A 12,685-nucleotide genomic window follows, 5' to 3' on the forward strand; every position below is an offset into this window, starting at 1 on the left:
GCGGGTCGCGTTCGAGCCCGGCGTGTCGGCCTGAGAAACGTGTGGTTCTGCGCGCAGGGGCCTGAGAAAAGGAATCTGCGGGTCAGGCGGCGCGGGCGAGGAGGACCATGACCTCGAAGTGCGTCGTCTGCGGGAACATGTCGAACACCCGCGCCTTCACGGGGCGCAGCGACGGCATCGCGGCGAGGTCCTTCGCGAGTGACGCGACGTTGCAGCTCGAGTAGAGCACGTGCGCGGCATCCGACCGCTCGAGCCAGCCGGCGAGCTCGGCGCCGATCCCGCGGCGCGGCGGGTTCACGACGACCAGATCGGGGGCGGATGCCGCGGCGAGCGCGAACGCGGTGGCATCGCCCGCTGCGAAGCGCACGCGTGAGAGCGCGGCATCCGTTCGGCTCAGCTCGGCGCTCGCGACCGCCTCCACGCTCGTCTCGATGCCCGTGACCTCGGTGGCGCCGGAGGCGAGGTGCAGCGCGAACCCGCCGACGCCGGAGTAGAGGTCCCAGGCGGCCTCGGGCGCGAGCTCGCGGATCCAGTCGCGCGCCTCGGCGTAGAGCGCCTCGGCGATCGCGGTGTTCGTCTGGAAGAAGCTCTGCGGACGCAGGTGCATCGTCACGTCGTTCAGGCGCATCGCCAGCGTGTCGGCGTCGGTGAGCACCACTTCGTCGGCACCCTCGAGCACGGCCTTGTGCTCGGGGAGCAGGTTCGCGGTCACGACGCGCGCGTTCGGCAGCTCGGCGACCAGCGTCGGCAGGTGCTTGCGCATGCGGCCGAGCGGCTCGGTCGAGCGCAGCACGAAGCGCACCATCAGCTCGCCGTCGGGCGACTCGGTGACGATGACGTGCTTGAGCTCGCCGCGGCGGGATGCCACGTCGTAGGGCGTGATTCGCGCGAGCGTGATGAACCGCGCGAGCACCGGGAACGCCGCGCGGTGCCCGGGTGAGCAGATGCCGCACGCCTGCAGGTCGACCCCGTGCCCATCGGCGTCGAGGATGCCGATGGTGGGGGCGTCGACGGTGCCGCCGACGACCATCTTCGCCTTGTTGCGGTAGTCGCGCTCGCCGGAGGCGACCGGCGGCAGCCACGCCGGCACGTCGAAGGGCCCGAGCAGTTCCTGGGCGTGCCGCTGCTTGTCGGCGAGCTGCGCCGGGTACGGACGGCCCATGAGCGAGCACGACCGGCATCGCCCCGCGTCGAAGTACGGGCACTGCACCCGTCAAGGGTACGCGGCCGCCAACGGCGCGACGTCGTGTCATCCGTCGACTCGAACCGCAGGTACGCTCGGCGTCATGGGTGTGCTCGACGTGATCGCGCTCGTCGGTGAAGTGGTCGCGTGGATCACCCTCGTCGGCGGCGGGCTGTGCCTGCTCGCGTTCGCGTTCGCGCGCATGGCCGACGGCACGTGGGAGCCGACCGAGGCGGTCGTGGTCGACGGTTCGGGTGGTCCGCGCGTGAGGTGGTTCGCCGAGGGCGAGTTCCACGAGCGCGGCCTCGAGCCCGACGAGCACCATCATGTCCGCGGCGAGGAGACCCAGCGCGCCTGGTACCGGCGGCGCACGCCCGACCGGCTGCGGTTCGAGGCGGACTCGCCCGTGCCGCGCCTGCTCGGCACGCTGGCGGTGATCCTCCTCGGCATCGGCCTCGTCTCCACCGTGGCGTCGACCGTCGCGGGCGCGATGGCCTGACCGGCCCGATCAGGGTGCGCGCAGTTCCTCCCACTCCCGCATGAGATCGGGCATCCGGGTGTCGATGAACCGGTAGAACCGCGCCATCTCCCTGGCACGCCGGGCCCCGGCCTCGGACTCGTCGCCGATCGCGTCCGCCGCCCGGTCGCCGAGGTCGGCGATGACGCCGTAGACGGGGCTCTTCGCCATGAGCGCCGTGTACCACGCGTCGTCGAGGAACTCCCAGCGGTCACGGCGGCTGCCCGCCTGCGGCACGCGGTGGAGGATGCCGATCTGTTCCAGGTAGCGCACCGCGCCCGAGATCGCCGCGGCGCTGACACCGAGCCGCTCGGCGAGCTCACTCGCGGTCAGGCCGCCCTCCTCGGCGACGAGCAGCGCCATGAGCACCCGAGCCGGCATGCGGGGGAAGCCCGCGGCCGTGAGGACCGCGGCCGACTGCTCGACCGCGGCCTTCAGGCCCTGCTCGTCGCGCGGCATCCGCTCAGTCTCCCATCCGCCACTCGCGCTCAACCGCCGCTCGCGAGCTCCCGGCGATTCATGGCGACCACGGCGGCGACCCCTGCGGCGAGGCCGATGCCGAGCAGCCAGAAGCCACCGGTCCAGTCGGTGTCACCGCCCGCCGGCACGGGGGAGTGCGTGAACGGCGACAGGTTCGTGACCCATTCCGGCAGCTGCAGGAGCGGCCCCCACGTGCCGATGATCGCGGCGAGGCCGAGGACGGTCCAGCCCAGCGGGATGGTCGCCGGCGGTGCGAACACGAACACCAGGAGCGTCAGCCCGAGGAACACGAGGCACGCCGGCAGTTGCGCGGCCGCCGCCTCGATCACGTTCGGGACGAGCGTCTCGGCGGCATCGGACTGCGCGGCGCCGACCACGCCCGCGAGCGCGGCAGCGGCGAGGACCACGACGATGACGATGACACCGACGATCCAGTACTCGAGGAGCCACCGCACGCGCGGGACCCGCGTCGCGAGCACCTGCTCCGCCGTGCCGTGGGCCTCCTCCTGGCGTGCGCGGATGCCGACCTGGACCGCGCAGGCGGCGGCGAGGATGCCGACGATGCCGTAGAACGTCCCCACGAAGGCCTGCTCGATGGTCGCCTCACTGCCGATCGCCTGGCGCAGCATCTCGGCGATCTGCGGAAGGTCGCCGGAGAAGTCGGCGACGATGGAGGAGAGCGAGGTGGCGAGCAGGCCCGTCGCGATGCCGCCCGCGGTCCACGACAGCAGGATCGGCGTGTTGAGCCGCCACGTGAGCCCGAACGAGCTCGACAGCATCGGCCCCGCCGTGACGCGCCCGCTGCGGCCGGCGAGGAGGCTCGCCCCCTGGTCGCGCACTGACTGGAGTGCGAATACGCCGGCGATGACGACGACGGCGAATCCGATCGGGACGAGCAGCGGCGTGAGGTCGTTCTCGACGAAGGCGCCGGTGAACTGGCCGTAGCCGATCGGGCTCAGCCAGCTGGGCCACGCCGGCGTGACACGCACCAGGTCCTCGGATGGGGTTCCGGCAGCGTCCCCGAGTCCGCGCAGGAGGTACGCGGCGAGCACGAACGCGACCGAGAGGGAGTTCGCGGCGCGCGACGTGCGGAACAGCTGCGCCGCGAAGAGCCCGAAGGCGAGGAACGCGACGCCCGACGCGGCGATGGCGGCGCCGCCGACGAACGATCCGGTCGCATCGAGGCCTGCCGCGATCCACGCGAGCGCGATGAACAGGCCGAGTGCGAGGTTGGCGAGCACGCCGTGCACGACCGTCGCCGCCGTCGGCAGGATGCGTCCCGCAGGGGTCGAGGCGATGTACTCGGCGCGGCCCTGCTCCTCCTCGGCACGGGTGTGCCGCACGGCGAGGAAGGTGCTCATCAGTCCGCCCATGAGCGAAAGCCAGGCGAAGAGGAGGAAGAACGCGAACGCGCCGTCGTCGACGCCGTTCGGCGTGCCGCGGAACACGAGGATGGTCCGGGTCGCGATGGCGACCCCGAGGATCTGACGTCGGTCCTCCTCCTCGGCGAAGGTGTCGAGCACCGCCGCGATCGCGGCGTACGCGAGGAGCGCGGTGCCGAGCACCCACAGCGCGAGCTGGAGGCGGTCGCGTCGGATCCGCTGCCGGAGCAGCACCGTGAGCCGGGTCACGTCCGTGCCTCCCTCGTGACGATCTCCGCGAGCTCGTTGTCGTAGTGGCGCAGGAAAAGGTCCTCGAGCGACGGGGGTGCGACGGTGAGGCCCTGCACGTCGAGACGTGCCAGCTCCGGCAGGACGCTCGCGACCCGGTCGCTGTCGACCGTGAAGCTCACGCGTCCGCTGTCGATGGTGAGGTCGTGCGTGCCGTCGATCGCGTCGATCGCCTGCTCCTGTCCGGGTCGGTGCACGAACGCGATCTCGGTCCGGGTGAGGTGCCTGAGCTCGGCGAGGGTGCCGCTCTCGACCATGCGGCCGGCCCGGATGATGCTCACGCGGTCGCACAGCTGCTCGACTTCGGACAGGATGTGGCTCGAGAGCAGCACCGTCGAGCCCTCTGCGGTCACGCGGCTGATCTCGCGGTTGAAGACCTGTTCCATGAGCGGGTCGAGTCCGCTCGTGGGCTCGTCGAGCAGGTAGAGCTCGGCCGGGCTGGCGAATGCGGCGATGAGCGCGATCTTCTGCCGGTTGCCCTTCGAGTACGAGCGCCCTCGCTTGCTCGGGTCGAACTGGAAGGCCTCGCAGAGCCGCTCCTTGCGCTGCCGGTAGGCGTCCTTGTCGGAGGTTCCGCCGCGCAGCCGGCTCAGCAGGTCGATCGACTCCCCACCGGTGAAGTTCGGCCAGATCGAGACGTCGCCGGGCACGTAGGCGACGCGGCGGTGCAGGTCGGCGGCATCCGTCCAGGGATCGCGGCCGAAGAGCGCGGCCTCGCCGCCGGATGCCCGGGCGAGGCCGAGCAGGATGCGGAGGGTCGTGGTCTTCCCGGCGCCGTTGGGGCCCAGGAAGCCGTGGATCTCACCGGGTTCGACCGTCAGGTCGAGACCGTCGAGGGCGATGGTGCGCCCGAAGTGCTTCCGGAGCTCGCGGGTGCTGATGACGGTGGTCATAATCCGGATGCTACGCCGGATTCACAATGTTGTGAATTCTCCTAACGAAGCCCTAACGGGAGGATGTCACGCCCCCGATCACTCGAGCGCCGCGAACTTCTCGATGTCGCCCTCGGTGCCCGACACGATGATGAGGTCGTGGTTGGACACGACGGTCTTCTCGGTCGCGTACGTGAACGGCTTGCCGGGGCTCTTCACGCCCACCACGGTGACGTTGTGCCGCGAGCGCACGCCCGACTCGGTGAGGTTCTTGCCCCGGATCGGCTTGGGCGGATACATCTTCACGAGCGCGAAGTCGTCGTCGAACTCGATGAAGTCGAGCATGCGGCCCGACACCAGGTGCGCGGTGCGCTCGCCGGCCTCCCGCTCGGGGTAGATGACGTGGTTCGCGCCGATGCGCTCGAGGATCTTGCCGTGCGAGGTCGAGATCGCCTTCGCCCAGATCTGCGGGATCTTCAGGTCGACGAGGTTGGCTGTGATGAGCACCGAGGCCTCGACCGAGGATCCGACCGCGCAGACGGCGATCGAGAACTCCTGCGCGCCGATCTGCTTCAGCGCGTCGAGCGACTTCGCGTCGGCCACCACCGCATGGGTGACCCGCTCGGCCCACTTCTGGACGAGGCCCTCATCCTCGTCGACGGCGAGCACCTCGCGGCCGAGGCGATCGAGCTGGCCGGCCGTGGCGGCCCCGAACCGGCCGAGTCCGATGACGAGCACGGGGGCGTCGTGCTTGATGCGATCAACCAACGATGGGCCTCTCTTCCGGTCGCTTGAACAGTTGGCGCTTCTGCGAGGCGGCGAGCGCCGCCGCGAGCGTGACGGTGCCGACGCGGCCCATGAACATGGTCAGCGCCATGACGTACTTGCCTTCCGGCGGCAGGTCGTTCGTGAGGCCGGTCGAGAGACCGCACGTGGCGAAGCCGGAGATCACGTCGAACAGCACGAAGTCGAGCGGCGCCTTCGTCATCTGCACGATGATCACGGTCGACACGGCGACGATCGTCGCGCCCCACAGGACCACGCTCACCGCGAGGCGCAGCATGTCGCGGGGGATGCGGCGCCCGAACGCCTCCATGGCCGGCTTGCCCTTCGCCTCCGCGTACGCGGCGAGGAACAGCACGGCCAGCGTCGTGACCTTGATGCCGCCGGCGGTCGACGCCGAGCCGCCGCCGACGAACATCAGCATGTCGGTCACGAGCAGGCTCGAGCCGTACAGGTCGGCCATGTCGATCGTCGCGAACCCGCCCGAGCGGGTCATGGTCGACATGAAGAACGCCTCGTACAGCGTCTTGCCGAAGCCGAACGAGCCGTACGTCTTGGGGTTGTCGTACTCGAGCACGAGGAACGTGAGCGCGCCCGCGACCCACAGGACCGCCGTGGTCGTGAGGGTGAGCTTGACGTGCACGCTCCAGCGACGCGGGAACCTCCAGGTGCGCAGGAGCGCGAAGATCACCGGGAAGCCCAGGCTGCCGAGGAACACGTCGAGCATGAGCAGTGACTGGAACCAGTAGTCGTCGAAGAACTCGACAGGGCCCAGCGCGTTGGGTGCGAAGCCCGTGTTGGTGAACGCGCTGACCGAGTAGTACGCCGAGTACCAGAGGCTCGTGCCCACGTCGTAGCCCTGCGCGAGCACGCTCGGGATGAGCCCGAGGAAGATGACCGACTCGATCGCGAGCGTGCTCAGCGCGACCGTGGCCAGCAGGCCGCCGACCTCACCGAGCCGGATCGCCTGCTGCTCGGAGACGGGGCCCGCATGCGTGCGCGCGACGTTCGTGTCGCTCGCGGCGATCAGCCGTGCGCGCAGGCCGAGGCGCCGGGAGATCACCAGGCCGAGGATCGAGGCGAGCGTCAGCACGCCCATGCCGCCGATGTTCATGCCGATGAAGATCACCGCGTTGCCGAACGGCGACCAGTGCGTGGCCATGTCGACGGTCGTGAGTCCCGTGACGCAGATGGTCGAGACGGCGGTGAAGAACGCGTCGTACAGCGGAGTGCCGCCGGTGCCGGTTCCGGCCCGGGCGAGCGGCAGCGACAGCAGCAGGGTGGTGATGAGCACGAGCCCCGCGAAGATCAGGATCGCGAACCGCGAGGGCGAGCTGCGCACCAGGCCGTCGATGGCGTCGCGGATACGGCCCAACCACGAGCGCCGGGCGACTCCCCGGCGTCCCACGGGTTGCGCGGCCATCCGCCCTCCCTCGCTCGACGCGTGTGTCATCGTACTCCCCGCTGTCCGCGCGGACTGACTACCCTTGAGCCATGGCGGACATCTTCGACGTGGTGGCGGACCCGACCAGGCGCGACATCCTCGGCGTCCTCCTCGACCGCGAGACGTCGGTTCCCGAGTCCGGCGGCGAGATCAGCGTCGGCGAGATCGTCACGGCGCTGGGCGTCAGCCAGCCCACGGTGTCCAAGCACCTCAAGGTGCTGCGCGAGTCCGGACTGGTCGGCGTTCGCGAGGAGGGCCAGCACCGCTACTACCGCCTCGACCGCGCGCCGCTCGAGCGGCTGGAAGACTGGCTCATCCCCTTCGTGTCGACGGATGCCGCGGCCGACGCCGTCACGCTCGCCGGCGCCGACGCCGGAGCCGACGAGGGCCTCAACGACGAGCAGCGCGCGTTCGCGTCGGCGCTCGGAAAGGCGTTCGCCGACACCGCGCACCAGGTCACGGCGGTCGTCGCGCAGCGCAAGCGCAAGTAGGCCAGGACGCCTCAGCGCACCCGCTTCTCCATCTCGAGCTCCATGCCGCCGGGCTCCAGCTCGTACGGACGCCGGTGCCCCGTGTACGCGAACCCGAGCTTCTCGTAGAACCGACGCGCCCGGGGGTTGTCCTCGTGCACCTCGAGCCGGAGCGTGTCGCTCCGTTCGGCGGCCCACCGCTCGATCTCGTCGAGCAGCGCGCGCGTGACCCCGGCCGCTTCGCCGCGCCGGTCGGGTGCGACGTAGACCCCGACGAGCAGCGGCCCGGTCGCGGCATCCGGCACGTAGCATCCCATCGTGCCGACCCACCGGTCGCCCTCGATCGCGACGATCACCGTCTGCTCGCTCGCCTCGCCGCGACGCGCGCGCACGCGCCACTCGGCCTCCTCGTAGGCGAGCGCCCGCTCGAGGGTGTCGCCGAACGCGATCGGGGTGTCGCGCAGCATCTCGAGGCGCAGCTCCCGCACCGCCGCCCAGTCGGCTTCGCGCGTGGTTCGGATCACGAGTCCGGGTCGTGGCATCCCTCGACCGTAGCGGATGGCTCGGCGCCGCGTCGGCGAATGGGCTAGACTACCGCGGGGCGTTTCCGCCCACGGCTGCGGCACGCGCGGCCGGCCCGATCTTTGTGAGGTTTTCGTGGGTTCCGTCATCAAGAAGCGTCGCAAGCGCATGGCGAAGAAGAAGCACCGCAAGCTGCTTCGCAAGACTCGCCACCAGCGTCGCAACAAGAAGTAGTCGACTCGACCACTGGCAGGGCGTCAGGCCGTCAGGCCTGGCGCTTTTCGCTGCCTCGGCGCGCGTATCCTGAGCGGGTGACCCCCAGCGCCATCCGCCTCACCCTGATCGGCAAGCCGGGGTGCCACCTGTGCGACGACGCACGGGAAGTCGTGCAGTGCGTCCGGGAGGAGCTCGCCGCGACGCCCGACGCGCCCCGCACGAGCCTCGAGGAGCGGTCCATCCTCGACGACGAGGCGCTCCGCGCGCGGTACGCCGAGGAGATCCCCGTGCTGCTCATCGACGACGAGGTGCACGGGTACTGGCGCATCGACCCGGTACGCCTGAAGACGGCGCTGCTCGCGAAGCGCTAGCCCGTGGCATCCGCTCGCTCAAGGGGGTGAAAATCGGATGCCGCAGGCGTTGACTTGCGGCATGACGACCCTCGCCGCACCGCACGCCGACCAGCAGGCCGCCCTCGAGCACACCGACGTGGTCGTCGTGGGAGCGGGCATCACCGGGCTCTCGACGGCGATCATGCTGCTCGACGCCGGCCGGCGCGTGACCGTGCTCGAGCAGGATGTCGCGGGCGCCCTCGCGAGCGGGCGGAACACGGGCAAGGCGAGCCTGCTGCAGGGCACGCGGCTCTCGAAGATCCGGCGCGGACACCCCGCGCGGCTCGTCCGCGCGTACGTCGACGCCAACCGCGCGGGCCAGCAGTGGCTGCGGCGGGCGTGCGAACGGGCCGACGTCGCCTACCGCGAGGCGACGGCGTACAGCTACGCCCAGTCCGTCGACGGTCTCGACGCCGTCGACGCCGAGGTGCGGGCCGGCCGCGAGGCCGGGCTGCCGGTGCGGCGCGTGAACGACGTGCCCGACGGGGTGCCCTTCCCGCTCGCGGGTGCGGCCGCGCTCGACCGCCAGGTCGCGCTCGACCCCGCCGAGCTCATGCGCGGGCTCGCCGCCCTGTTCGCCCGCGGCGGCGGCCGGCTCGTCACGGGCGTGCGCGCGCTCGGCGTGCGCGCCTCCGATCCCGTGCGGGTGCGCACCAGCGCGGGCACGTACACGGCCGACCAGGTCGTCATCGCGACGGGCGCGCCCATGCTCGACCGCGGACTCTACTGGGCGAAGACCGGCGGGTTCCGGTCGATGCTCGCCTCGTTCGACGCGCCCGCCGAGGCGGCCGCGCGCCTGCCCGACGGGCTGTACCTCTCCGTCGACTCGCCGAGCCGCAGCATCCGCTCGATCGAGCACGGCGGTCGCCGGCAGTTGATCGTGGGCGGCGCCGACCACCGCACCGGCCGCGAGTCCAGCACGCGCGAGCTGCTCGACGAGCTGCTCGAGTGGACGCACACGTGGTGGCCCGACGTGGTCGACGCCGAGCAGTGGGCGGCGCAGGACTACGAGTCGCACAACGAGGTGCCCTTCGTCGGCCGGATGCCGCGGGGCCGCGGCCGCGTCTGGTTCGCGACCGGCTACGCGAAGTGGGGGCTCACGAACGGCACCGCTGCGGCCATCCGCATCACGCACGAGATGCTGGGCGCCCGCCGCCCCGACTGGGGGTGGACGATCGGGACGCGGCTCACGCTGCCCGTCGACTTCGCGCGCGGCGTGGCCGAGGGTGCGCGCGTCGGCGCGGCAGCGGTCAGCGGCTGGGTGAACGCGCTCCGCGCGCCCGAGGCGCAGGCCGCGCCGGCGCCGCCCGAGGGCGTGGGCGTCGTGCTGCGGCGCGGGGCGAGGCCCGTGGGCGTCTCGACGGTCGGGGGCGACACGTGCGAGGTCTCGGCGATCTGCACCCACATGGGTGGCGTGCTGCGCTGGAACGACGCCGAGTGCACGTGGGACTGCCCGCTGCACGCGTCGCGCTTCGACCGCCGCGGGCACCGGATCGAGGGGCCGGGGGTCCGCGACCTCGAGCGCGCGGAGGTGACGCCGCTCGAGGAGGTGCTGCGCGCGGGTGCGGCCGAGCGGGCCGCGGGCGCTGCGGCCGTCGCCGAGCCGGAGCCGGCCGTTGCCGAGCCGGCCGTCGCCGAACAGGCCGCCGCCGAGCCGGCCCCCGTCGAGCCGGCCCCCGTCGATCAGTCCTCCGCCTGAGGCGGGCGGATGGCGCGACGCCCGGGCTCGGGCGTGTCCCGCCACGTCGCGTGCGCCTCCCGGTCGGCCGCCTCGCGCCGGGCGAACCACGCCGCGATCGGGACGTCGGTCGACGAGTGCGCCAGGATCGACAGCGCGATCGCAACGACGATCACGTGGAACATGAACTCCGCACCCGGCGCACCGCTCTGCAGCACGAGCAGGCCGTACAGCACCGAGGCGAAGCCCTTGGGGCCGAACCACGCCGCGGTCGCCCGCTCCTCCCACGGCAGCCGGCTGCCGATGAGCGACAGCTCCACCGCGACGGGCCGCGCGACGAGCATCAGCAGCAGGCCGAACAGGTAGCCGGTCCACGGCACGTCGACGAGCAGTGCCGGCGAGATGAGTGCGCCGAACATCAGGATGGCGAGCAGCTTGACCAGCTCCGAGACCTGACCCCCGAGCTGGTGGAACGCGTCGCGCATCTCGGGGGCCGCCGTCGCGACCGTGATGCCCGCCGCGTACGCCGCAAGGTACAGGTTGGCGTGCGTGATCGTGCAGATGCCGAGGACGATGAGGCCGACCGCCACGGGGGTGAGCGACGCGTAGAGCGGCGTGCGCGTGAACACCGGCCGGCGGACCAGCCACGAGACCACGAGCGGCACGGCGATGCCGACGATGACGCCGAGCACGAGCTCCTCGGCGAGCACGAGCGGTTCGACCTCAGGGCCGCCGACCGTGGCGATGAGGATGAGCACCACGGGCAGGGCGAGGCCGTCGTTGAGGCCCGACTCCACGCCCAGCAGGTGCCGCACCCGGTACGGGATCTCCCCGCGCCCGACGATCGCCGACGCGAACACCGGATCGGTCGGCGCGAGCACCGCCGCGACCAGGGCCGCCTCGAGCCAGGTGAAGCCGAGCAGCCACACCCCGAGCACGGTCGTGATCGCGAACGTGATCGGCATGCCGAGCAGCAGCGCCCGCCCGGGCAGGTGCCATGCCCGGCGCAGTTCCCGCAGCCCGATCTCCTGGCCGTCGGTGAACAGGACGATGAACAGCGCGAGCGAGGAGACGGTGGTGACGGTCGGATCGGTCGGATCGAGCACGATCACGTCGAGCATGCCGCTGCCCAGCAGGAACCCGGCCACGAGGAACAGCACCGTCGTCGACAGCACCGTGCGGTGCGCGATACCGGAGATCAGGATCGCGGCGAGCAGGACGACCGCGAACGACAGGAGCAGCGCTTCCACACGCTCAGTCTGACGCCCGCGTCCGTCGGCACGCACGCGCGCCGTCCCGCCTCTCCCCGTGAAGTGACGCGAAACGTGGTCTGCGCGCCGATGAACCGCGGTCCGCGTCATCTCGCATGGGAAGCGACGGCCCCGCGACTGGTCCTCCACACCCACGGGAGGGCAGGGACTGCGTGTGCCACGAGCGGGTTCGTCCCGACGCGAGCGGGAGCGCGGCAAGGCTGTCCCCATGGGTGCGCGCGTGGCATTGCCGACGAAGCTCGCGGGGTCGCCGTTCTCGGTGGGGCGGGCGCGCGGCGCCGGCCTCGGGGAGGGTCGATTGCGCGGACCGGACCTCGCTCGCCCCTTCCACGGCGTTCGCGTCGCGACATCCGTCGACCTCGACCTGCTCGGCGTCTGCCGCGCGTACGCCGAGCGGATGCGGCCGACCGAGGCGTTCAGCCACCGCACGGCCGCGGCGCTGCATGGTCTGCCCGTCGCGGGGCAGCATCCGGATGGCGCGATCGATGTCGCGTCCGCCGCGCCTCACGGGATTCCGCGTGCTGCCGGCGTGCGCGGTCACCGGATCAAGCGCGATTTCGTCACGGTCCGCGTGATCGACGGGCTGCGGATGGTGTCGGCGATCGACGCATGGTGTCAGCTGGGAGCCGAGCTGTCCGAGCGGGAGCTCGTCGTGCTCGGGGACGCGCTCGTCCGGCGGCAGCAACCCCTCGCGACGCTGGATGCCGTGCATCGGGCGGTGGCAGCGCTGGCGGGCCGGCGCGGCTCGCGCCGGTTGGCACGCGCGCTCGCCCGCGTGCGGCCGAGGACCGACTCGCCGGCCGAGACCGCGCTCCGGCTCGACCTCATCGACGCCGGGCTGCCCGAGCCCGACGTCAACGTATCCATCCACGACGAGTCCGGCGGGCTGATCGCCATCGGCGATCTCGTCTACGCGGAATGGCGCGTGGTGGTCGAGTACGACGGCGAGCACCACCGCGCGGAGCGAGCACAGTACGCGCGCGACGTCGACCGGCTGGATGACCTGGCACGCGCCGGATGGCGCGTCATCCGCTTCAACGCGTCGCACGTCGGCCCGAAGCGCGCGGCTCGCATCGAGCGGGTGCGCGAGGCCCTCGTCAACTCGGGCTGGGCGCCGTCGGGGTCCGGTGCATGAGATGACGGGAACCGCTGCTCACGCGTCCCGGGAGCAGCGATTCGCGTCATCT

Annotated in this window: 14 protein-coding genes; 6 read left to right on the forward strand and 8 right to left on the reverse strand. The window is 71.7% G+C overall.

Translation table 11 applies throughout. The annotated features are described in order from the left end of the window. Positions 1 to 82: 82 nt before the first annotated feature. The gene (rlmC, locus tag ACZ4TW_RS07250; RefSeq protein WP_465541577.1) at positions 83 to 1,210 is read right to left on the reverse strand and encodes a 23S rRNA (uracil(747)-C(5))-methyltransferase RlmC; all 1,128 of its coding nucleotides are present in this window, start codon (positions 1,208 to 1,210) and stop codon (positions 83 to 85) included. A gap of 76 nt (positions 1,211 to 1,286) precedes the next feature. Here rlmC and ACZ4TW_RS07255 point away from each other — a divergent pair, with 76 nt between their 5' ends. Beyond that, positions 1,287 to 1,682 carry a hypothetical protein gene (locus ACZ4TW_RS07255; protein WP_465541579.1) on the forward strand — a complete coding sequence of 132 codons (396 nt, stop codon included), beginning with the start codon at positions 1,287 to 1,289 and terminating at the stop codon, positions 1,680 to 1,682. Between the two features lie 9 nt (positions 1,683 to 1,691). Here the strand turns inward: ACZ4TW_RS07255 and ACZ4TW_RS07260 are convergent, their stop codons facing one another. From ACZ4TW_RS07260 to ACZ4TW_RS07280, 5 genes are all read right to left on the reverse strand, one after another. Next, positions 1,692 to 2,159 (reverse strand): GbsR/MarR family transcriptional regulator, encoded by a 468-nt coding sequence (locus ACZ4TW_RS07260; RefSeq protein WP_465541581.1) that lies wholly within the window; start codon positions 2,157 to 2,159, stop codon positions 1,692 to 1,694. 29 nt (positions 2,160 to 2,188) lie between these two features. After that, the gene (locus ACZ4TW_RS07265) at positions 2,189 to 3,811 is read right to left on the reverse strand and encodes an ABC transporter permease (RefSeq protein WP_465541583.1); all 1,623 of its coding nucleotides are present in this window, start codon (positions 3,809 to 3,811) and stop codon (positions 2,189 to 2,191) included. Then, complete coding sequence (locus tag ACZ4TW_RS07270; RefSeq protein WP_465541585.1) at positions 3,808 to 4,743, reverse strand: ABC transporter ATP-binding protein; 936 nt, start codon at positions 4,741 to 4,743, stop codon at positions 3,808 to 3,810. Before ACZ4TW_RS07270 ends, ACZ4TW_RS07265 begins: the two co-directional genes overlap by 4 nt. Positions 4,744 to 4,821: 78 nt before the next feature. Then, entirely contained in the window at positions 4,822 to 5,490 is a 669-nt protein-coding gene (locus ACZ4TW_RS07275) for a potassium channel family protein (RefSeq protein ID WP_465541586.1), read from the reverse strand. Then, a complete protein-coding gene (locus ACZ4TW_RS07280) occupies positions 5,483 to 6,928 on the reverse strand; it encodes a TrkH family potassium uptake protein (protein ID WP_465541588.1) in 1,446 nt (481 codons plus the stop codon). The genes ACZ4TW_RS07275 and ACZ4TW_RS07280 overlap by 8 nt, the downstream gene beginning before the upstream one ends. 71 nt (positions 6,929 to 6,999) lie before the next feature. Between ACZ4TW_RS07280 and ACZ4TW_RS07285 the strand changes: the two genes are divergently transcribed. After that, positions 7,000 to 7,440 (forward strand): ArsR/SmtB family transcription factor, encoded by a 441-nt coding sequence (locus ACZ4TW_RS07285; protein ID WP_465541590.1) that lies wholly within the window; start codon positions 7,000 to 7,002, stop codon positions 7,438 to 7,440. An 11-nt stretch (positions 7,441 to 7,451) separates the two neighbouring features. Here ACZ4TW_RS07285 and ACZ4TW_RS07290 read toward each other — a convergent pair whose 3' ends face one another. Beyond that, positions 7,452 to 7,961 (reverse strand): GNAT family N-acetyltransferase, encoded by a 510-nt coding sequence (locus ACZ4TW_RS07290; protein WP_465541591.1) that lies wholly within the window; start codon positions 7,959 to 7,961, stop codon positions 7,452 to 7,454. Positions 7,962 to 8,076: 115 nt separating this feature from the next. Here ACZ4TW_RS07290 and ACZ4TW_RS07295 point away from each other — a divergent pair, with 115 nt between their 5' ends. The 3 genes from ACZ4TW_RS07295 (at position 8,077) to ACZ4TW_RS07305 (ending at position 10,248) form a co-directional block, all read left to right on the forward strand. Then, positions 8,077 to 8,175 (forward strand): 30S ribosomal protein bS22, encoded by a 99-nt coding sequence (locus ACZ4TW_RS07295; protein WP_003792170.1) that lies wholly within the window; start codon positions 8,077 to 8,079, stop codon positions 8,173 to 8,175. A 77-nt stretch (positions 8,176 to 8,252) separates the two neighbouring features. Then, positions 8,253 to 8,528, forward strand: coding sequence for a glutaredoxin family protein (locus ACZ4TW_RS07300; RefSeq protein ID WP_465541593.1), 276 nt, complete (start codon positions 8,253 to 8,255; stop codon positions 8,526 to 8,528). 61 nt (positions 8,529 to 8,589) lie between these two features. Beyond that, complete coding sequence (locus ACZ4TW_RS07305) at positions 8,590 to 10,248, forward strand: FAD-dependent oxidoreductase (protein ID WP_465541595.1); 1,659 nt, start codon at positions 8,590 to 8,592, stop codon at positions 10,246 to 10,248. On the opposite strand, the gene ACZ4TW_RS07310 is transcribed toward ACZ4TW_RS07305, so the two are convergent. Then, positions 10,233 to 11,477, reverse strand: a complete 1,245-nt coding sequence (locus tag ACZ4TW_RS07310; RefSeq protein ID WP_465541597.1) for a cation:proton antiporter — start codon at positions 11,475 to 11,477, stop codon at positions 10,233 to 10,235. The two genes, ACZ4TW_RS07305 and ACZ4TW_RS07310, sit on opposite strands and share 16 nt — an antisense overlap. A 229-nt stretch (positions 11,478 to 11,706) precedes the next feature. On the opposite strand from ACZ4TW_RS07310, the gene ACZ4TW_RS07315 reads away from it, so the two are divergent. Beyond that, entirely contained in the window at positions 11,707 to 12,633 is a 927-nt protein-coding gene (locus ACZ4TW_RS07315; protein WP_465541599.1) for an endonuclease domain-containing protein, read from the forward strand. Positions 12,634 to 12,685 lie beyond the last annotated feature (52 nt).

Source organism: Agromyces sp. NPDC029043, from assembly GCF_055564615.1.